The 19371-nt window shown below is 72.4% G+C and carries 17 protein-coding genes and 1 pseudogene; 11 read left to right on the plus strand and 7 right to left on the minus strand.

Annotated features, from left to right (window positions below; translation table 11 throughout):
• Nucleotides 1–24: 24 nt before the first annotated feature.
• Together C4T78_RS09390 and C4T78_RS09395 are read right to left on the minus strand one after the other, a co-directional pair.
• Nucleotides 25–1206 (minus strand): MFS transporter, encoded by a 1182-nt coding sequence (locus C4T78_RS09390; protein ID WP_093358584.1) that lies wholly within the window; start codon nt 1204–1206, stop codon nt 25–27.
• Nucleotides 1203–1541, minus strand: coding sequence for an ArsR/SmtB family transcription factor (locus C4T78_RS09395; protein WP_177247837.1), 339 nt, complete (start codon nt 1539–1541; stop codon nt 1203–1205). Before C4T78_RS09395 ends, C4T78_RS09390 begins: the two co-directional genes overlap by 4 nt.
• A gap of 207 nt (nt 1542–1748) precedes the next feature.
• On the opposite strand from C4T78_RS09395, the gene C4T78_RS09400 reads away from it, so the two are divergent.
• Both C4T78_RS09400 and C4T78_RS09405 read left to right on the plus strand, forming a co-directional pair.
• Entirely contained in the window at nt 1749–1934 is a 186-nt protein-coding gene (locus C4T78_RS09400) for a hypothetical protein (protein WP_103908103.1), read from the plus strand.
• A gap of 111 nt (nt 1935–2045) precedes the next feature.
• Entirely contained in the window at nt 2046–3203 is a 1158-nt protein-coding gene (locus C4T78_RS09405; RefSeq protein WP_093358672.1) for an esterase-like activity of phytase family protein, read from the plus strand.
• A gap of 35 nt (nt 3204–3238) precedes the next feature.
• Here the strand turns inward: C4T78_RS09405 and C4T78_RS09410 are convergent, their stop codons facing one another.
• Genes C4T78_RS09410 through C4T78_RS09430 form a run of 5 tightly spaced genes read right to left on the minus strand, consistent with a single transcriptional unit; the run spans nt 3239 to nt 10389 of the window.
• On the minus strand, nt 3239–5995 hold the full coding sequence (locus C4T78_RS09410) for a DUF5682 family protein (protein ID WP_093358588.1): 2757 nt from the start codon (nt 5993–5995) through the stop codon (nt 3239–3241).
• Entirely contained in the window at nt 5992–7104 is a 1113-nt protein-coding gene (locus C4T78_RS09415; protein WP_093358590.1) for an ATP-binding protein, read from the minus strand. The genes C4T78_RS09410 and C4T78_RS09415 overlap by 4 nt, the downstream gene beginning before the upstream one ends.
• A 53-nt stretch (nt 7105–7157) precedes the next feature.
• The gene (locus tag C4T78_RS09420) at nt 7158–8513 is read right to left on the minus strand and encodes a vWA domain-containing protein (RefSeq protein ID WP_093358592.1); all 1356 of its coding nucleotides are present in this window, start codon (nt 8511–8513) and stop codon (nt 7158–7160) included.
• A complete protein-coding gene (locus C4T78_RS09425; RefSeq protein WP_093358594.1) occupies nt 8510–9919 on the minus strand; it encodes a hypothetical protein in 1410 nt (469 codons plus the stop codon). Before C4T78_RS09425 ends, C4T78_RS09420 begins: the two co-directional genes overlap by 4 nt.
• Nucleotides 9889–10389 (minus strand): hypothetical protein, encoded by a 501-nt coding sequence (locus C4T78_RS09430; protein ID WP_235863898.1) that lies wholly within the window; start codon nt 10387–10389, stop codon nt 9889–9891. The genes C4T78_RS09425 and C4T78_RS09430 overlap by 31 nt, the downstream gene beginning before the upstream one ends.
• 225 nt (nt 10390–10614) lie before the next feature.
• Here C4T78_RS09430 and C4T78_RS09435 point away from each other — a divergent pair, with 225 nt between their 5' ends.
• From C4T78_RS09435 to C4T78_RS09470, 9 genes and pseudogenes are all read left to right on the plus strand, one after another.
• A complete protein-coding gene (locus C4T78_RS09435) occupies nt 10615–10911 on the plus strand; it encodes a hypothetical protein (protein WP_093358596.1) in 297 nt (98 codons plus the stop codon).
• A gap of 212 nt (nt 10912–11123) precedes the next feature.
• Nucleotides 11124–12407 (plus strand): MFS transporter, encoded by a 1284-nt coding sequence (locus C4T78_RS09440; protein WP_093358676.1) that lies wholly within the window; start codon nt 11124–11126, stop codon nt 12405–12407.
• Nucleotides 12408–12483: 76 nt separating this feature from the next.
• Nucleotides 12484–14031 carry an ABC transporter substrate-binding protein gene (locus tag C4T78_RS09445; RefSeq protein ID WP_093358599.1) on the plus strand — a complete coding sequence of 516 codons (1548 nt, stop codon included), beginning with the start codon at nt 12484–12486 and terminating at the stop codon, nt 14029–14031.
• Entirely contained in the window at nt 14028–14972 is a 945-nt protein-coding gene (locus C4T78_RS09450) for an ABC transporter permease (protein ID WP_093358601.1), read from the plus strand. The genes C4T78_RS09445 and C4T78_RS09450 overlap by 4 nt, the downstream gene beginning before the upstream one ends.
• A complete protein-coding gene (locus C4T78_RS09455; protein ID WP_093358605.1) occupies nt 14969–15781 on the plus strand; it encodes an ABC transporter permease in 813 nt (270 codons plus the stop codon). The genes C4T78_RS09450 and C4T78_RS09455 overlap by 4 nt, the downstream gene beginning before the upstream one ends.
• Nucleotides 15778–17352 carry an ABC transporter ATP-binding protein gene (locus C4T78_RS37295; protein ID WP_218161768.1) on the plus strand — a complete coding sequence of 525 codons (1575 nt, stop codon included), beginning with the start codon at nt 15778–15780 and terminating at the stop codon, nt 17350–17352. The genes C4T78_RS09455 and C4T78_RS37295 overlap by 4 nt, the downstream gene beginning before the upstream one ends.
• A gap of 208 nt (nt 17353–17560) precedes the next feature.
• Nucleotides 17561–17638 (plus strand): annotated as a pseudogene (locus C4T78_RS37300) (hypothetical protein); the annotation flags it as partial.
• A 56-nt stretch (nt 17639–17694) separates the two neighbouring features.
• Nucleotides 17695–18474, plus strand: a complete 780-nt coding sequence (locus C4T78_RS09465; protein ID WP_309599267.1) for a glycosyltransferase — start codon at nt 17695–17697, stop codon at nt 18472–18474.
• Between the two features lie 46 nt (nt 18475–18520).
• Nucleotides 18521–19360, plus strand: a complete 840-nt coding sequence (locus tag C4T78_RS09470; RefSeq protein ID WP_093358608.1) for a metallophosphoesterase family protein — start codon at nt 18521–18523, stop codon at nt 19358–19360.
• The last annotated feature ends 11 nt before the right edge of the window (nt 19361–19371 follow it).

Below are 19371 nucleotides of genomic sequence, written 5' to 3' on the forward strand. Positions count from 1 at the left end.
TGAGGACGCCGAGCCCGGACGGCGTCAGGCCGCGGCTTCGCACGCGGGTTCGGCGCTCCGCGGCTCCACGCGGAGCCGGGGCGAACCGGCGCTGAGCCACCCGGTGAGCAGGAGTCCCAGCGCTGCGGGGAGCAGCGTCCACCCGGCGAGGTCGCCGGGGTCGGTCCCGGCCGCGAGCAGGCTGCTGCCCGCGGCGGCCCCGGCGGCCGAACCGAGGTACATCGCGGCCATCTGGAACGCCACGACCGGCATCGCCCGCTCCGGCCGGTCACGGGTGAGCGCCTGCTGCAAGGTCGGCACGCTCGACCACCCGGCCGCACCCCACAGGGCGGCCGCGGCCAGCCACACGACCGGGGAGGCGAACACCCATATCGCCGCGAACCCGGCCAGCAGCACCGCGGGCAGGGCGATCAGCAGCGCGCGCGGTCCGAAAGCGTCCAGCGGCCTGCCGATCAGGGCGGCACCGGCGACGCCGCCGATGCCCCACGCCCACACCAGCGCGAAACCCCAGTCCTGGAGCCCTCGCGCCTCGGCCATCGGCAGCAGGTAGGTGTAGAGCCCGAGGCTGGCCACGCCGAGCAGGAACGCCGCGAGGATCCCGACGACCGTCCGCGACGAGCGCAGCACCCCGGTGACCGGGCCGCGCGAAGCGGGCAGCGCCGGGATCGCCCGCGCCCGGACGGCCAGGGCGATCATGCTCAGAACGCCGACGGCGACGACCAGCCCCATGGTCCAGCGCCAGTTCAGCCGGTCGCCGATGATCATCCCGACCGGCACTCCGGCCACCGTTCCGGTGGACAGGCCGAAGGTCACCATCGCCATCGCACGGCCGCGCTCGTGGTCGGCGACCATGGCGGCGGCCGTCGCCGTCGCCACCGCCGTGAGCACTCCGGCACCCGCACCGGCGACCACGCGCGAGGCGAGGAACACCTCGATGCCCGGCGCGACGACGGTGATGAGGTTGCCGAGGTTGAACACGCCGAGCGCGATCAGCAGCGCGCCCGCGGTGCCACCGCGGGTCAGCATTCCCGACAGCAGCGGCCCGGCCAGCGCATAAGCGGCGGTGAAGGCAGTCACGCCGAGTCCGACGGCGGCCGCGGTGGTGGCCAGCGAATCGGCGATCGAGGGCAGCACCCCGGCGAGGACGTAGGCGTCGATGCCGAGCGCGATGGCGGCGGCGACCAGCGGCCACACCCGGCGGATCATGCGTCCTCCTTCGCGGGAGCGGAGTCCTCGTACCCGCTCAGCACCGTGTCGATCAGTCCCGGGAAGCGGGCGTCCAGGTCCTCGCGACGCAGCTTGATCATGCACTTGCGCCCCTCCGCGCGGACGAACACCACGCCGGATTCGCGCAGGAGACCGGTGTGGTGCGTCAGCGTCGACCGGGGCAGGTCCGGCCCCAGCTCGATGCTGTCGACCTCACCGCGCTCGGCGAGCATCCGCACCATCGACAGCCGCAGCGGCTCGCTGAGCGCGAACAGCACGCGCGGGATCGCGATCTCCTCGGTCGCGGGGTGCTCGTACACCCGGGACGGCGACATCCGGACCACCTCTCATCGTTCGACTATTCCCGCACGATAATAGTGCGGGAATTTTCGAACGATCAACCCGGCCGCCCAGCAGCGCCCTGGACGGCGACAACGCGACGGCGAAACCGCCGGACGGCCGAGCGGCGGCGCCCGGGCGCCGCAACCTGTTCGTGGCAGCCGGTCAGCGCACCATCAGCAGCCTCTGCCACCATGCGGGGCATGGACGAGGTCGATCAGCCGCGGCTCCAGCCGGGTGCGACGAAGGCCGTGTGCGCGCACATCGGCATCGGCTCCGACGAACGGGAGGCCCGGATCGCCCGCGACCGGCTCGACCGGATCCTCGCCGCCTACCGGGTGGCCTTCCAGCCGGAACTGCCTGCCGCCGGCACCCCAGCCGCTCGCTGAGCCGGCCCGCCGCGAGCGGTCGAGGTGCCAGCGCGCTGACGGCCACACGATGGAGGGCATCCCGGTCGTGGCGGTCTGCTCCGGGCCGGTGGTTCCACGATGATCTTCCGCATGAATCGTGGTTCTCCCGCTCGCCGTCCGGTCGTGGCCGCGCTGGCCGCACTACCGCTGCTGCTCGCCGCGCCCTCGGTGAGCGCGGCACCGCCCGGCGCTGATGTCCGGCTGCTCGGCGAGGCGATCGTGCCCCACCTGCTCGACTACCGGGGCACGACGGTCGGCGGCCTGTCGGGCATCGACCGCGACCCGTGCACCGGCGAGTACGTGATGATCAGCGACGACCGCTCCTACCACCAGCCCGCGCGCTTCTACACCGCCGCGATCCGCGTCGACGAGAACGGCGTCGGGCCGGTCGATTTCACCGGGACCGCACCGTTCCGCCAGCCCGACGGCAGCACCTACCCGGCGCCCACCGACAACGACGGCAACGCCGTCGACCCCGAGGAGATCCGGGTCGATCCGCGGACCTGCCAGTACTGGTGGGCGCAGGAGGGCAACCGGCCGAAGACCCCGAGCGCGCCGGACCCGGTCATCCAGCCCTCGATCCTCAAGACCGACGGCACCGGGCAGCACCTCGGCGAGCACCGCCTGCCGCCGAACTACGAGATCACCGCGGACGAGCGCGGGCCGCGGCGGAACCTGGTCCTGGAAGCCATCACGTTCGACCCGACCGGCTCGGTGCTCACCAGCGCCCTGGAAGGACCGCTGATCCAGGACGGCCCGCTGCCGACCACCGAGGACGGCGCACTGGCCCGGGTCACCGCGCAGACCAGGAGCGGAGAGGTGCTCGGCCAGTACGCCTACCCGATCGAGCCGGTCTTCACCGCGCCGCCGCCGGGTGGCAGGCGGCCCGACACCGGGATTCCCGCCATCCTCGCCCACCCGGACGACCCGGACCGCTTCCTGGTGCTGGAGCGCACCTACGTCGAAGGCACCGGATTCAAGGTGCGGCTGTTCGACGCCACGACCACCGGCGCCACCGACGTCCAGCGCGTGGACTCCCTCGCCGACCGGCCGGTCCAGCCGATGCGCAAGCGGCTGCTCGCCGACTTCCACGACCTCGGCCTGTCCACCGTGGACAACATCGAGGGCATGACGTGGGGGCCGCGGCTGACCGGCGGTGAGCGGACTCTCGTGCTGGTCGGCGACGACAACTTCCACCCGCAGCTGACCACCCAGATCATCGCGCTCGCGCTCCCCGGCGAGAACTGACGCGTGGTGCCCCCGGGCGACGGGGGCACCACACCTCACAGTTCGAGCAACCGCTGGAGGGCCAGCGCCGTGCCGGGATGGCGGTCCAGCAGCAGCGCTCCGCCCGGTTCGGGCTCGGGGTGCCGCCACTGCCCGGTGCAGCCCAGCAGGCCCGCCACCGCATCGCAGGTCGCCGGGTGGGCGGCCAGCAGCGCGACACCGCCGCCACCGCGCAGCGCGGGCACCGGTTCCGCGGCCGGTTCGGCCAGCCACGGCGGAGTCCACTCGTCGAGCGCGGTGAGAGTGCCCGGGAAGATCCGGCCCGCCTCGCGGATCAGCAGCGGCGCCAGTTCCGCTCCGCCCGAGCGCAGCGTGGTGATCAGCTTCGGCAGCCACGGCAGCAGGACCGGGTCCGGCAGCACGCGGAAGGCGTTGGACACCGATTCCACCACGAAGTCGGCCAGACCCGGCACCGGTTCCAGGGCGTGCAGGAAACCGCTGAGGTAGCGCGGATAGCCGGGCACCACGAGCGGGTTGCCGAGCAGATCGGCGCAGCGCCGGCGGAGGTCGGCGCGGGAGAGCTCGCCGAGCTGCACCTGCGCCGCCCACAGCAGTGCCAGCTTCTCCGGCACCTCGGGGTGCGACTGGGCGAACGCCAGCTCCAGCTGGGTCCGGTCGCAGCCCAGCGACAGCGCCAGCGCTTCCATGTTGAACAGGAAGCCGAGCATCGCCGCGACCTGCTCGACGCTCGCGTCGTCGTCGGTGAACGCCGTCGGCAGCAGGGTGCAGTAGTGGGCGTAGCCGGTCTTGACGAACGACTCGATCCACTGCGGCAGCACCGGTTCGCTGGTCCGGTAGAACGCCAGGAGCCGGCGCACGCGACGCAACACCTCGGGCGCGCCGTCGACGTTGCGCTCGGTGGCGAGGACTTCCAGCGCCCGCGTGCCCAGCTCGTTGGCGAGACGCGAGCTGCGCAGGTACAGCGTCGCGTCCTCGACCGCCTCCAGCACCGTCGCCGCCGTGGCGTTCGGGGCGTAGGCGGCGGCGCGGAGTCGCTGCTCCAGCACCTGCTCGATGCTGACGCCCTCGTAGCCGAGTTCGATGAGCGCCCGCTGGTGCGTGCCCAGCGCCAGGTCCCACGACTCCTGGATCGGCTTCTCGCCGAGACTCCGCTCCCCCATGATCGGCCGCGCCGCGCCGCGCGGCATCAGCCGGTGCAGCATCCACAGGACGTCGGAGCACTGCGCCAGTTCCGGCTGGGAGGCGATGTCCAGCAGGGCGCGCTGCACACCGCGCTGTTCGAGCTTGAGGTTCAGCGGCGCGAGCCGGTCGTGCACGTCGCGCGCCAGCGGTGGCAGCGAGTCGTAGCCGACCTGCCCGATCCGGTCGCCGCCCATCATGATCTCCACGAGGCGGCGCACGTCGCGGCGACCCGGCACGACGTCCTTCTCGATGCAGGTGATCGCGGCGTCCTGGAAGTCGTACGGCGTGGGCTTGGCCCGGTCGCGCATCCCGGCCAGCAGGATCGACGTCTCGAACACCGCGATGGCGTCCGCGGTGGAGGCCAGGTAGCCGTTGCGCCGCGCGGCGCGCACGATGTCCACCGACCAGGCCAGCAGTTCGGCCTCGTCCAGGCGGTCGAGGACCGGTGGGCGCTGCAGGAAGCCCGAGAGCTTGTCCGCGGGCGCGGACTCCGGCTCGGGAGCGGGCGGCGCCGCCCGCTTCTTCGACGTCTTCCGGGACCCGGCCTGCCCTTCCAGCCGGAACGCCTGCACGCGGGTGCGCTTGAGGTTCTTCGCCCACTCCGTCGCCGCGATCGACACCGATCCGGACGCCAGGCCGAACTGCGCCTCGATCGCCGCGTGGCTGGAGGGGATCAGGCCGTGCTGCCACTTGGTCGCGGTGCGCGGGCCGATCTCGAAACCGCCGGTGCCGTGCACGCCGAACTCCTCGACGCGGCTGGCGGCGTGGAACGCGCCGCAGACGTAGAGGCAGTCCGCCGGATCGGTGCCGGTGCGGGCCAGGTGCTCGCGCATCCGGGTCCACATGTAGCGCTCGCGGTCCTCGTCGACCCGCACGCGGTGCTCATCGCCCGGTGCAAGCCGCCGGAACAGGCTGCCGATCAGCAGCATCACCTGCCGGTAGGTGTCGTGGTCGCTGTCGCCGAGCGACAGCTCCACGTACTGGTGCCACCACTCCGACCAGTGCCGCACCTTGCCGTGGCGCAGCAGGTGCTCCTCCAGCTCGGCGAAGCGGGGCCGCAGGTCACCGAGCTCGACGCCGACGGCGTCACCGTGCAGGCCGGCCTCCTCCGAGGCCGGTTCCGCCCGACGCTCGTCCCACTGGAAGACGTGGTCCGAGGAGCGGTCGACCAGCACGAGTTCCACGCCGGGCGTGTCCAGCGCGTAGGCGATCGCCTGGTACTCCGCTGAGGCCTCGGTGATCGGGGCGACCACCGACAGCGGCGACCAGTCCAGCGGGAAGCCGTCGACCTCGGTGGCGAAGGCCTGCACCGCCACCGGGAGCTTGCAGTTGCGCAGCTCGGTCAGCAGCGGCGCCATGTCCTCGCACAGCTCCAGGTAGACCACCTTCGGCTGCTTCTGCCGCAGCCGCCGCGCCATCGCGATCGCCGAGGCCGGCGAGTGGTGGCACACCGGGAAGATCTCCAGCGGTTCCCGGCTCGCCCGGTCGACGTCGTCGACGATGCCCAGCAGGATGCCCTCCAGCGCACCGGGCCCGTCGGCGAACGTCGCGGCGGCTTCCTGCAGCTGCGCCCGCAGCGCCCCGAAGGCGCCCTCGTCGGCCCCGCTCACGACAACGTGGCGATCGCGTCGCGGCCGCCCTCCAGGAACTCCGGCCAGGATCCGCCTTCCTCCTTGCTGCGCGGTTCGACGACGCCGTGCAGGTACTTGTTGAGGATCGCCAGGTCCTCCGGTTCGCGGCGGGCCAGCGAACCGACGAGCGAGGACGCCAGCGTCCGGGCGGTCAGCTCGCGCTGGCCGAAGAAGTTGCTGTGCAGGATGGCGTCCTCGAGCACGCCGATCTGCTCGGCGGTGGACAGCGCGGACTCCAGCTTCTCGTCGTCGCTGCCCGCGGCGGCCGCCGAGTCGCGCAGGTCGGCGAAGCTGCGCAGCAGCACGTCCAGCAGCGTCGGCGGCACGTCCAGCTCGATCTGGTGGCGGCGCAGCAGCTCCTCGGTGCGGAAGCGGACGATCTCGGCTTCGCTCTTCTTGTTCGTCACCACCGGGATGCGCACGAAGTTGAAGCGCCGCTTGAGCGCCGAGGACAGGTCGTTGACGCCGCGGTCTCGGCTGTTGGCGGTGGCGATGATGGAGAACCCGGGCTTGGCGAAGACGATGTTGTCGTCGTCGAGCTCGGGAACCGAGATGTACTTCTCGGACAGGATGGAGATCAGCGCGTCCTGCACGTCGCTGGTGGAGCGGGTGAGCTCCTCGAACCGGCCGATCGCGCCGGTCTCCATCGCGGTCATGATCGGCGAGGGGATCATCGACTCCCGCGACTGTCCCTTCGCGATGACCATGGACACGTTCCACGAGTACTTGATCTGGTCCTCGGTGGTGCCCGCGGTGCCCTGCACGACCAGCGTCGAATTGCGGCTGATCGCCGCCGAGAGCAACTCGGCCAGCCAGCTCTTGCCGGTGCCGGGGTCGCCGATGAGCAGCAGGCCGCGGTCGGAGGCCAGCGTGACGATGGCGCGCTCGACGAAGCTGCGGTCGCCGAACCACTTCTGCGCGACCTCCCGGTCGAGGCCGTCGGCGCGCTCGGAACCGAGGATGAACAGGCGGACCATCTTGGGCGAGAGCCGCCAGGCGAAGGGCTTGGGGCCGTCGTCGACGGACTCCAGCCAGTCCAGCTCCTCGGCGTACTTGATCTCGGCGGGCGCGCGCAGCAGGTCGGACATGGTGAGGGCCTTTCTGAGGTGCTTTCGTCAGGGGTGGTCTGGTGGGGCGGCGGTCAGGCCAGGAACGTCTTGAGCTCTTCGACGAGCTTGCGGATGTGGCCGGAGATCACCGGTGCGCCCAGGTCCTTGAAGCGCTCCCGGAACCACGGGTTGACGCTGCCGCGGCCGGAGCTGGTCACCGAGCCGACCGGGATGAACTTGGCGCCGGAGCGGTGGATGGCGGCCATGCTGTTGAACAGCGGTTCGGCCGACCACTCGTAGAAGTCGGAGATCCACACCACCACGGTGTTGCGCGGTTCGGCGATCTTGGGCTGGGCCAGCGCCATGGCGACCTCTCCGTTGGTGCCGCCGCCGAGCTGGGTGCGCAGCAGCGTCTCGAACGGGTCGTGCACCCACGGGGTGAGGTCCAGCGCCCGGGTGTCGTAGGCGATCAGGTGCACGTCGACCTTCGGCAGCCCGGCGAAGATCGAGGCGAGGATGGTGCAGTTGACCATCGAGTCGACCATCGACCCGGACTGGTCGACGACCACGATCAGCCGCTGCGGCGTCGTCTTGCGGGCGGTGCGCCGGTAGAAGAGGCGGTCGACGTAGAGCCGCTCCTCCTCCGGGTCCCAGTTGGTGAGGTTCTTCCAGATCGTGCGGTCCAGGTCGAGGTTGCGGAAGACCCGCTTCGGCGGCACCGACCGGTCCAGCTCGCCGACCGGGGCCTTGGCCACCTGGGTGCGCAGCACCTGGGCGACCTCGTCGACGAACCGCCGGATCAGGTCCTTGGCGTTGGCCAGCGCCACCCCGGACAGGTTGTCCTTGTCGCGCAGCAGCTGCTCGATCAGCGACATGCTCGGGGTGAGCTGCGCGGCGAGGTCGGGATCGGCGAGCACTTCGCGCAGCTGCATGCGGTCGACCAGATCCGCTTCGATGGCCCCGAGTTCGGGGCCGATCTCCGGGATCAGCCGGGAGATGTCGGGCGTCGGACCGCCCTGGCCGGTGCCGGTGCCGGCGGCGCGACCGCCGCGCAGCTCGCAGCCCAGCGCGCGCTCCATCCAGCCCGCGTCGGACTGCCAGCGGGAGAGCTGCTCGGCGGTGACCGCGCCGGAGCCGGTGTCGAAGACGTTGAGCAGCACCTTCGAGGCCAGCGCCGCCCGCCGCACCTCGGCGGCGCGATCCCGCTCGTCCGATGTGGACTCCGGTGTCATCAGGCCGTCGAACTCGGCGGCCAGTTCGGGGTGGCGCTGCACGATCGAGTCGACCGAGGTGCGCGGGTCCAGCAGCGCCGAGGGCAGGCCGATGTCCTCGACGACGGCCAGGCTCGCCGATTCCAGCCCGGCCTGCTCCTCGCGGTCGAAGAGCCGGGCCAGCAGCCGCCAGTACAGGACCTGGCGGCGGTTGTCGTGGGAGATCTCCTCGGTCATTTCCGCAGCAGCCTCCCCGCCCGCTCGCGCAGCACCTTGGCGGCGTCGGTGGCCGCCTTCTCCGCCTTGGCGCCGGCCTTGTCGGTCGTGCCGCCCGCCCAGGCCCCGGCGTGCACCGCGACGGCCTTCTTGCGCTTGGTGGTCTCGACCGCGAGCGGCTGGAGGTGGAAGTTCCCGGCGTCCCAGCGCAGCAGGCCGATGCAGGCGTTGGACGCCGCGATCGCCTCGGCGGTGAGCGGGCTGGCGGCCGGAACGCGGTCGGTGTCGACGGCGAGGTCGTGCTCGGCGATGGTGAAGACCAGCGCGTCGTCGTCGGTTCGCGCGGTGTAGCCCTCGACGAAGACGGGCACGGCGATGCGCGCGGGGTGCCGGTCCAGCGGCGCGGTCGCGGGTGCCGTCGCCGCCTGCAGGGCGACCCGGGCGGTGGCGAAGGCATCGGCGGGTTCGCCGGGCTTGGCGTGCTCGTCGCTCCAGATCAGGTCGCCTTCGGCGGTGACCGGCATCTCGGTGAGCTCCATCGAGCGGCCTTCGCCGACGGCGGCCAGCAACGACATGTGCGGGCGCAGCAGCTGCCACAGACCGGCGCCGACGACGGTGTCCGGTTTGGACACCGATGCGCTGGCGCGCACCAGGCGCGATGCGGAACCGTCGGCCGGTTCGAACACCGCGTGGACCTGCGCCTGCACGGCGGTCGCGTGTTCCTGCACGTCGATGCCGAGCGGCAGGAGGCGGCCGGTGGCGGTGCCGGTCGCCGGCGTCGACGCGCCGCCCGGCAGCGCCAGCAGCATCCCCCGCGACCACAGGTCCGCCCAGCGGCGGGCCGGGATGCGTTCCAGCGAGGCACCGGGGCAGGAGGCCGCGAGCTCGGCGGCGAAGCCGTCCAAGAGCGCCGCCGGGCGGCGCAGCGCCGGGTCCGGCAGCATCGCCGAGATGATCTGTGCCGATCCGGAGATCAGGTCGTGGTCGATGCCGCGCCAGCCGGCGCGGGCCACGTCGCCGAGCCAGGACCGGGCGGCGACGAGCAGGTTCAGCGACTGGGTTTCGCTTGTGGTCCAGTCGGTTTCGTCATCATGAACTCGTCCGGTCGCCTCGGCGATGCGTGCCGCGAGGGCGTCGTGGACGGAGCCCAGCAGCGCGAGGCGTGCGGCGGCGAGGGCGGTGAAGTGCTCCTCGCCCGCAGCCCCGGCGACCGCCTTGTCAGCGGCCTCGGCGACCTTCTCGGCCAGCGGTGTGGCGGCGACGGACCGGGCGAACTCGGCCATGTCGGCGGCGTCCGGGCGCAGCAGGCCACCGGTGAGCGCGCGGTCGAAGGCATCGACGGCGGCCAGGGCCTCGTCGAGTCCCTCGACGGGCACGGACAGCAGATCGGCGCGCATCACACCACCGCCCTGGTCGGCGGGAACCACTGCATCTCCGGCACCGGCGCGGTCGTCGGGGGCAGCTCCAGGTAGGCCAGGTGGCGCAGGAACCGGCTGAACACCGGCGCCGCGGTCCCGGCATCGCCCTGCCGCGCACCGGTCATGGCCGCGGTGATGGTGTGCGCGGTCAGCTCCTCGTCGGCGACCTCGACCTTCAGGTAGCGGGCGACCCGCTCGCCGCCGTACTGCAGCACCGCTTCGGTGAGCAGGGCGCGGATGTGGTTGCAGAAGTAGCCGCGCGCACCACCGCAGGGCCGGTTGTTGTTGGTGCTGCAGGTGAACTCGTAGCTCCCGGCGGCGACCGACGAGACGTAGACCCGCTCGATGTCCGAGCCGCTGGACACCACGCCCTGCAGGCGGCCGTCGGCCAGCTCCGCGAACGGCACCTTGGCGAGCTTGCGCGGCCGGGCGGGCGCAACCACCCGCGTCGTGCTCGACCGCTCCCAATCTTGCAACACGCATTCTCCTGTGGACCGGGGAAGCCCAGCCGCGCCGGCCGGACATGACGAACATACTTGCGACCCCTGACAATTCGATCACCGGCGGCGCGACCGGCGGCGATCCCGCCGGGCGCGCTCGCGCCTGCCGCGACCGACCGGGCCGCCGAGGCCTATGCGTGCGCCGTCCCCCGTACCTACGCTTGAGCCGTACGTCCGGACCTGCTCATCCATCCGGAGGCACTGATGACCACGGCGCACCAGCAGCACACCGGCCACGACCACACCCACGGCGAGGGCTGCGGCCACGTCGCCGTGCCCCACGGCGACCACGTCGACTACGTCCACGACGGCCACCTGCACCGGCGGCACGACGACCACTACGACGAGTGCGAGCCGCAGGGCCACACCACGCACGACACCCACGAGCACACCCACGGCGAGGGCTGCGGCCACACCGCTGTTCCCCACGGCGACCACGTCGACTACCTCCACGACGGGCACCGGCACGCCGCCCACGACGACCACTACGACGAGCACTGACCCGGCGCCGCCCCCAGCGACCGCCGGATCCCGTCGCATCACCGCCACCCGTCGCCCCACCGTATTGAAAATGATTATCATCTCGATCTGGATTGCCGGATCGCGGAGGGAGTCGGTGTGGGGCACGTGTGGTCGGTGCGCGCGGGTGCGGTGAGTTCGCGGTTGCCGGGCAGGGGCGGCACCAGCGGCCACGGCCCGCGCCGGGCCGCGTCGTGAAGACCTGGCGCCTGATCCGCAGCTTCCCGCCCGCCGTGCAGCTCCTGCTGGTCAACCAGCTCGGCGTGAACACCGGCTTCTACCTGCTGGTCCCGTTCCTGGCCGGCTACCTGGGCCACCAGCTGGGCCTCTCCGCCGCGCTGATCGGCGTGGTCCTGGGAGTGCGCAACCTCAGCCAGCAGGGCCTGTTCCTGCTCGGCGGTTCGGCGGCCGACCGGCTCGGCGCCCGCGGCGTGATCATCGCCGGGTGCGCGCTGCGCACCGTCGGCTTCGGCCTGTTCGCCTTCGGCACATCGCCGCCCGCGCTGCTGCTCGCCTCCGTGCTCAGCGGCCTGGCAGGAGCTCTGTTCAACCCAGCGGTCCGCGCCTACATCGCGCAGGAGGCCGAGGAGCGCAGGGCCGAGGCCTTCTCGCTCTTCAACGTCTTCGCCAACACCGGCATGCTGCTCGGCCCCCTGCTGGGCAGCGCGCTGATGCTGGTGGGCTTCCGGCTGTCGGCGATCGCCGCAGCGGTCATCTTCGCGCTGCTGACCCTCGCGCAGCTCGCGGTGCTGCCGCCGCGACGGGTCGAGCGCCCGCCGGCCTCGGTGTTCGCCGACTGGCGCCGGGCGCTGACCGATCGCCGGTTCCTGGCCTTCACCGGCGCGCTGACCGGCATGTTCGCCCTGCAGAACCAGCTCTACCTGGTGCTGCCGATGCACGCCGAGCGCTTCACCGGCTCCCCCGCCGCGGTGTCGGTGATCTTCCTGGTCTCCACCGCGGCGAGCCTGGCGCTGCAGGTCCGGATCACCACGCGGGCCAAGGAGCGCTGGAGCCGGGGCCGTTGCATCGCAACAGGTCTGGCGGTGATGGGTGCCGGTTTCGCGGTCACCGCGGTGGCCGCGGCCGTCATCCCGCCCGCGCAGGCCGCCGGTCCGGTCGGGGCCGCGCTGCGCCTCGCGCCGGTGCTGATCACGGCGTTCGCCCTGGCGCTGGGCGTGATGCTGGCCCAGCCGTTCGTCTACGAGCTCATCCCGGCCTTCGGCGGGGACAGGCTCTCGGGCACCTACTTCGGCGTCTTCTACCTCGTCTCCGGAATCACTGCCGCGGGCGGCAACGCCCTCCTCGGCTGGGTGAGCGACGTGGCGGGCGACCGGTGGCCGTGGCTGCCATCGCTGCTGTGCGTCCTCATCGGAACCGGCTCCGCACTCGCCGTCGCGGTGCTCGACAGACGGCGCGGCATCACCCCCGGAAGCGACGAAACCTGGCGCCGCGCACGGCTATCCACCCACTCTTCCTGACCCGTGAAACCGATCGGCTCGCGCTACCAAGCCGTGCGCCGGTCCGCACCCCGCCCAGAACGGAGAAAACCCTTCCATGCGACCTGAATTATCCCTGCCCGCGCTGAGCCGCCGCGGGTTCTTGGGCCTGACCGCCGCTGCCGTGCTGTCCGGTTGCGCGGGGCCGGGCAGCACGTCCGCAGCCGGGCCACCGCGCCCCGGCGGCCGGCTGCGGGCGGCGTTCTCCGGTGGCGGGGCGGCCGAGGTGCTCGATCCGCAGGATTCCGACCTCTACGTCGAGATCGCGCGCGCCAAGGCGCTGTTCGACAAGCTCGCCGACTTCGGTTCGGACATGTCCCCGGTCCCCAGGCTGGCCGAGCGCTGGGAGCCGAGCGCGGACCTGACGACCTGGCGGATCACCTTGCGGCAGGCGGATTTCCACGACGGGCGGCCGGTGCGCGCGGCCGACGTGCTGGCCAGCTACGCGCGCATCACCGAACCCGGCAGCAGTCGCCGCGCCAAGTCGACGCTGTCGGTGATCGACCTGCCCAACAGCCGCGAGATCGACGACCGCACCGTCGAGTTCCGGTTGCTGCGGCCCTACGGGGAGTTCCCCAACGCGCTGGCCGCGCTCGGCGCCTACGTCCTGCCCGGAGGCAGCGTGGACTTCGACCACCCGATCGGCACCGGCCCGTTCCGGTTCGCCTCCTTCGAACCGGGCCGCACGTTCCTCGCCGCGCGCAACCCCGACCACTGGGACGGCGCGCCGCTGCTCGACGAGCTGGAGATCGTGGTCACCAACGACGAGGCCGCGCGGGTCAACGCACTGCTGGGCGGGCAGGTCGAGTACGCCCACGACCTGACCCCCGCCAGCGCGCGCACCTACGAGTCCAGCGGGCAGGTGCAGGTGCACCGGCTGCCGCTGAGCAACTTCCACGGGCTGGCGATGAAGGTCGACCGCCCGCCGTTCGACCGCCCCGAGCTGCGCCAGGCGCTGTTCCACCTCGTCGACCGGGAGGAGCTGGTCCGCTCGGTGTTCCAGGGTTCGGGCCAGGTCTGCAACGACGTCTACGGCAAGGGCTACCGGTACTACGCCGACGCGCTGCCGCAGCGGCGCCAGGACCTGGACCGGGCGCGAGCGCTGGTCCGCCGGGCCGGTGCGGAGGGGATGACCATCGGCTTCGACACCTCCGATGCCTCGACCGGGTTGAAGGAGGCGGCACTGGCCATCAGCGACCAGGCCAAGGCGGTCGGCCTGAACCTGGAGGTCCGGCTCGGCAACAAGGACACCTACTGGTCGGACATCGCGGGCAACGGCGTGCTCGCCGGCTACCGCTCCGGTGGCATGCCGCTGGAATCCCACTTCTCCCAGCGCCTGCTGACCACGTCGACCACCAACAACACCGGGTGGCGGCGGCCGGAGTTCGACGCCCGCTACCACGAGGCGCAGTCCACCACGGACGAGGCGCGCCGCGCCGAGCTCTACCGCGAGATGCAGGAAACCCTGTTCCACGAGGGAGGTTTCCTGTGGTGGGGCGTGTCGGACTGGATCGTGGCCTCCGCGCCGGGCGTGCACGGCATCGACGACCGCGCCCCGGCCAACACCCTCGACTGGGCTCGTTTCGACAAGGTGTGGCTGGCGTGACGATCCCGCGCTACCTGGCGCGCCGGGTGCTCCTCGGCGCGGTCCAGATCCTGCTGGTCGTGGTCGGGGTGTTCGCCCTGACCGAGGGGCTGCCGGGCGATGCGGCCGTGACGATCGCCGGGGACAACCCCGATCCGGCGATCATCGCTGCCCTGCGGGAGCGGCTCGGCCTGGACGAGCCCGCGTGGCAGCGGTTCGGCGAGTGGCTGGTCGCGGCGCTGCACGGTGATCTCGGCCGGTCGCTGGTGGGCCCGCGGTCGGTGGTGGACATCATCGCCTCCGCCGCGGGCCCGACGCTGCTGCTGGCCGCGCTGACGCTCACCCTGCTCGTCCCGCTGTCGCTCGGGCTCGGAGTGCTGTCCGCGCGGCGGGAGGGCGGTCGCCTGGACCGACTGATCACCGGGGCCACGCTCGGCCTGTACTCGGCACCCGAGTTCGCGATGGGCGTCCTCGTCGTGACCGTGTTCGCCGTGCAGCTGCGGTGGTTCCCGCCCACAGCGGTCGGAACGTCGTTGCTGAGCCACCCGGCCGTGCTCGTGCTGCCCGTCTTCGTGCTGCTGCTCCGCCCGATCTGCTCGCTGAGCCGGCTGATCCGCGCGGGGATGATCGACGCGCAGCGCTCCGGCTACGTGCACCACGTGCGCCGCTTGGGCCTCTCACCGGTGCGCGTGCACTTCGCCCACGCGCTGCCCAACGCCGCGGCACCGGCGATCCAGCAGCTCGCGCGCACCACCGACTGGCTCATCGGCGGGGTGATCGTCGTCGAAGCCATCTTCGTCGTGCCCGGTCTGGGCACCGCGCTGGCGGAGGCGGTCGCCGCCCGCGATCTCCCGGTGATCCAGGGCCTGGCGGTGGTCTTCGCCGCGGTGACGGTGCTGGTCAACCTCGCCGCCGACATCGCCGCACGAGTGCTCTCCCCCACCGCGGAGGTCGGCCGATGAGCGCCGTCCGCAACTACGCGGTCCCGGGAGCGCTCGTCGCGATCCCGCTACTGCTCGCCGTTCTGGGGCCGCTGGTGGCTTCTCCCGACACCACCAAGGACGTGGCCTTCCTGCTCGGCGGCGAGCACTGGTTCGGCACCGACTTCGTCGGCCGCGACGTCTGGAACGAAGTGCTGCTGGGCGGCCGGTCCCTCGTGCTGATCGCGGTCACCGCCACCGCCTGCACCTATGCGCTGGCGGTGCCGTTGGGCCTGATCGCGGGCATGACCGGCAGCCGCGCGCTCGACGAGGCGATCATGCGACCGCTCGACCTGCTGCTGGCCGTGCCGTCGATGCTGATGCTCCTGTTGCTGGCGTCCGTCGCGCCCGGCGTGCCGTGGGTGCTGATCGGTGTGGTGACGCTGATCAACCTGCCCGACGTGGTGCGCATCAGCCGCGCGGCCGCGCTCTCGCTGGCGTCCCGGCCGGCGGTCGAGGCGATGCGCTTGCAGGGCGAGAGCCGGATCCGCATCGGCGCGCACTACGTGGCGCGGGCGATGCGCCGCACGCTGGCCGCCGACCTGGGCACCCGGTTCACCGGCGCGATCTACCTGGTCGCTTCGGCGAGCTTCCTGGGCGTCGGGGTCTCCCCGCAGATCAGCGACTGGGCGGCCATGGTCGACCGCAACCGGGCCGGCCTGTTCATCCAGCCCTGGGCCGTGGTGCTGCCCGCGCTGCTGGTCGTCGCGCTGTCCATCGGCGTGAACCTGGCCTTCGACCGGTGGCTGCGCGACCACGACCTGCGCTCGACCTTCTTGGAGGCCCGGTGACCACCGTCGTCAGCATCCGCGACCTCACCGTCACCGCAGGCGATCGCGCGATCGTCTCGGGCGTGTCGTTCGACCTCGCCGAGGGCGGGATCACCGCGCTCGTCGGGGAGTCCGGCAGCGGAAAGACCACCACCGCGCTCTCGCTCCTCGGCGAGAAGCCGCCGGGCGCCGAGGTCTCCGGCCGCATCGAGATCGCCGGGCAGGCCGTCGATCCAGCACGTCCACCGGCCACCGGGGCCGTCGGTTACATCCCGCAGCACCCCTCGGCCGCCCTGAACCCGGTTCGCCGGATCGGCTCGGTGCTGCGGGAGATCGCGCGGCTGCACGTCCGCGCCAGTTCCCGCCGCGAACGCCGGGAACTCGTGCGGCAGCGGGTCGTGGAGGCGTTGCGCCAGGCCCAGGTGCCCGACGGGGAGCGATTCCTGCACCGCTACCCGCACCAGCTCTCCGGCGGGCAGCAGCAGCGCGTCGTGCTGGCGCACCAGCTCATCGGGCGGCCGCGGGTCCTCGTCGCCGACGAACCCACCACCGGGCAGGACGCGGTGATCCGCGCCCAGCTCGTCGAGGAGTTCCGCTCGGTCGCGGCGCGGGGCATCGCGATCCTGCTGCTCACCCACGACCTCGACCTGGTCCGCGCGCTGGCCGGTCAGGTGCTGGTCATGAACCGCGGCGAGGTCGTGGAAACCGGGCCGTGCGAGGAGGTGCTCGGCGCACCCCGCCACCCCTGCACCCGGCGCCTGGTCGCCGCGCAGCCGGATCCCGCGGCAGCCGGGCGGAAGGCGCCGGAGAGCGGTGACGCCGTGGTGTCGGTGCGCGGCCTGGTGGCGGGCCACCGCCGCGTCGACACCGTGCACGAGGTGTCCCTGGAGATCCACCGGGGCGAAACGCTGGCCGTGGTCGGACGATCCGGCAGCGGCAAGAGCACGCTGGCCCGCTGCCTCACCGGGCTCCACCCGCACCGCGGCGGCGAGATCCTTCTCGGTGACGCGCCGCTGCCACCGCTGCTGCGGCAACGCACGCCCGAGCAGCTGGCCCGCGTCCAGTACGTCTTCCAGGACGCCCGCGCCTCCTTCAACGAGTTCGCCCCGGTCCTGGACCAGGTCGCCCGCACCGCCGAACGGCTGCGCGGCACCGGCCGCACCGAGGCCCGTCGGCGGGCTCGCGAGGAACTGGCCGGGCTCGGCATCACCGAGGCCAGCGCATCCAGGCGGCCTGCGGAGCTCTCCGGCGGAGAGCTCCAGCGGGCGGCTCTCGTGCGCGCCGCGTTCGCCCGGCCCGAGGTGCTGATCTGCGACGAGATCACCTCCGGACTCGACACCACGACCCAGGCCGACCTGCTCGACGTGCTCGAGGCGTTCCAGGACGACACCGGCTGCGCGCTCGTGGTCATCACCCACGACCTCGCCGTCGTCGACGGGCGCAGCGACCGCGTGGTGATCGTCGACGGTGGCCGGATCGTCGAACGGGGCCGCACCGCCGACGTCCTCGCCGATCCGGCACACCCGGCCACGAAGAACCTCGTCGCCGCCGCAGGGCGGTTCACCGCGAGAACCCGCGCCCGACCGCACTGACCAGCCCGGAGGGGCGCACCCGGGCGACCGCGTGGGCAGCGAATCCACGCCTTCGGCGGTGGGTTCGGCGAGCGACGTCCGGGTACGGTGCGCAACGCATCTGCTGCGCGGAGCGGTGTTTTCGCGGCGCAGTCCGGGCCCGAGGAAGGCGGGAGTGCACGTGCGGGTGCTGTTGTCGACGACCGGATCGCGTGGTGACGTCCAGCCGGTGATCGCGCTGGCGTTGCAGCTGCGCGGTCTCGGCCAGGACGTCCGGATCTGCGCTCCACCGGACTTCCACGACTGGATCCGGGGTCTGGGCATCTCGTCGGTTCCGCTCGGTCCGCAAATGCGCCGCGGGTCGTGGGACCTCTCCTCGCCGGAGGGGCGGCGCCGGGCAACCGCGAGCGCTGGAGGCGGGACGAGCAGCTCTGGAACGACGTGTGGGGTCCTGCGCTCAACGCCCACCGCGCGGCGGCCGGGCTGGCCCCGGTCACCGAGGTGCGCAACCACGTCCTCACCGACCGCCCGTGGCTGGCCGCCGACCCGCGGCTGGGCCCGTGGCCCGTCCCGGACGACCCGGGTGTGTTCCAGACCGGCGCGTGGCTGCTGCCGGACGAACGCCCGCTGCCCGCGGAACTGGAGTCCTTCCTCGACGCCGGTGAGCCGCCGGTCTACTTCGGACTGGGCAGCAGGAGCGCGGCGGCCGAGTCCAGCCGCTCGATGGTCGAGGCGGCCCGCGCTCTCGGCCGCCGCGCGATCGTCTCGCGCGGGTGGGCGGAACTGCCGCTGCCGGACGGCGGCGCGGACTGCATCTCGATCGGCGACGTCGACCACCGCGCGCTGTTCCGGCGGGTCGCCGCCGTGGTGCACCACGGCGGCGCCGGGACCACCGCGGTGGCAGCACTCGCCGGCACGCCCCAGGTCGTGCTGCCGCAGATCTACGACCAGCACTACTGGGCCGAACGCGTGGAGCGGCTCGGGATCGGGACCGCGCGGGGGACCGGTTCGCTGGCCGGGGCGCTCGGCCGCGTTCTCGAACCCGGCACCGCTGCGCGCGCCGCCGCCACCGCCGCGGAGATCCGCACCGACGGCGCCCTGGTCGCGGCCCGTCATCTGGTGCAGCGCGGCGACGCGTCCTGAACCGCGGGCCACCATTCGCGGGTGAGATCGACTACGGTCCGAACACATGCGCTCCTCTACCGGTGAGCTCCTGGCCATCAGCGACCTGCACGTGGCGATGAGCGAGAACGCCGACATCGTCCGCAAGCTCCGGCCCCGCACCGAGCACGACTGGCTGCTGGTGGCCGGGGACGTCGCGGAACGCTCCGACCAGATCGAATGGGCGCTGGGCCTGCTGGCCGAGCGGTTCGAGAAGGTCGTGTGGGTGCCGGGCAACCACGACCTGTGGACCACCGAGCCGGACTCCCTGCAGCTGCGCGGCGAAGCCCGCTACCACGAGCTGGTGCGGCGCTGCCGCGAGCTCGGCGTGGTCACCCCGGAGGACGAGTTCCCGGTCTGGACCGGCCGCGGCGGCCCGGTCACCGTCGTCCCGCTGTTCGTGGGCTACGACTACACGTTCTTCCCGAAAGGCGCCTCCACCAAGGAAGAAGCGCTCGCCCTCGCCCACGAGGCGGGCGTGGTGTGCACCGACGAGTACCTGCTGCACCCGGATCCGCACCCGACGCGCGACGCGTGGTGCCGCGCCCGGCTGGAGTACAGCGAGCGGCGGCTGGCCGAGTGCGACCCGCAGCTGCCGACCGTCCTGGTCAACCACTACCCGCTGGTGCGCGAACCCACCGACGTGCTCTGGTACCCGGAGTTCGCGCAGTGGTGCGGAACGGTGCGCACGGCCGACTGGCACCTGCGCCACCGCGCGGCGGCGGTGATCTACGGGCACCTGCACATCCCGCGCACGACCTTCCACGACGGTGTCCGCTTCGAGGAGGTCTCCATCGGCTACCCGAGGGAGTGGAAGCGGCGCGGGCTGCCCGACGACGTCCTGCGCCCCGTCTTCCCCGAGGTCTGAGGCCCGAGCCG

It is taken from the genome of Saccharopolyspora kobensis (assembly GCF_900108315.1).
Lineage (GTDB): Bacteria > Actinomycetota > Actinomycetes > Mycobacteriales > Pseudonocardiaceae > Saccharopolyspora > Saccharopolyspora kobensis.